2 protein-coding genes are annotated in these 1,105 nt (G+C 47.6%); both read left to right on the top strand.

Annotated elements, in window-relative coordinates:
• The coding region (locus tag ABIE59_RS19975) for a hypothetical protein (RefSeq protein WP_354449549.1) at positions 1 to 272 on the top strand (272 nt) is incomplete at its 5' end.
• Positions 273 to 653: 381 nt separating this feature from the next.
• Positions 654 to 1,043 carry a hypothetical protein gene (locus ABIE59_RS19980; RefSeq protein WP_354449550.1) on the top strand — a complete coding sequence of 130 codons (390 nt, stop codon included), beginning with the start codon at positions 654 to 656 and terminating at the stop codon, positions 1,041 to 1,043.
• Positions 1,044 to 1,105: the final 62 nt, after the last annotated feature.

Genomic DNA, 1,105 nt, shown 5'->3' on the forward strand with positions numbered 1-1,105 from the left:
TTGAGTTTTTCTTGATCCACTTGTGTACCCACGATGGTATCCTTTTGAAAAGATTACTCAGTCGTGGGCAGTTACACAATTTGGTTTACAGCCTCGATCTGTCCCAGTTTACCACAACAGAAATCGTACTATATGGGGCACCTCACCTGCTCTCCTCTGGCCAAAAATTCATCGTTCGGTTAGGTCGCAAAGCGGACATTCAGAAGGAAGCCGACGCCCGCTTTTTTGGAATGCATGCACCAAGGGCTGTCGCGCATTGGGCGATCTACTGAAGTTAGCACAACCTTATTCATCTGCGGCTATATTCCAGATGATTTGGAACTTGAAGAGCTTGGAGGTAAGGGCTATTGAACAACTAATTCTTCAGCAATCGCATGTTCAGTTTATTCTGTGAGAGCTAAGGGTAAAGTCCTTAATGACTCCAGGAATTCCACTGATGAATCGGTCGGAACACAGGCGCGGAAGAACACAACCACGACTCGATACACCTCTGCCTCCAATCGAGACTCATCACACTCAACTTCCGGACACAAAAGGACGTCGTGGAAAAAATCTCCCCCACACAAGGCAAAGAAGTTATTCGCGGTTTCATAGGTCTCCTTGATGTCCAATTACCCGCTCCCTATCAACCAAAATTGGTTACACTCTGATTAATGAGCAAACACTCATCCATTACCCTGCCCAAAGAAAGGTCCTTGTATCACCTAAATGGCTGGCTAAGCGCCTTGCTACCCAATGGTGCACGCAGTCATCTATCGTTGGTTAAAGACTTCCAAGACAACCTTTACCAAACCGAAGAAGAACTGTTATCCGGTACGTCTACTGCAAGGCGTAGAGAGTTTGTAGCAGGACGAACACTTAGCCGCTTCTTGCTCGCAGATCTAGGATGTCCTTCTCAACCCGTTTTAAGGGGATATGACGGAATGCCTATATGGCCTGATGGCTACTGCGGGTCTATCACTCACAAACAAGGAGTATGCGGCGCTATCGTCGCTAAAAATGAGGCCCTTACTGAGGTGGACCCAATCAGTTGGACAACCTGATGGTGTCCCTAAGCTATGATCCGGTTGTTTCCCTGGCTCAGGCTGCCAGAGATATGGGTTGC

It is taken from the genome of Marinobacter sp. MBR-99 (assembly GCF_040547575.1).
GTDB lineage: Bacteria > Pseudomonadota > Gammaproteobacteria > Pseudomonadales > Oleiphilaceae > Marinobacter.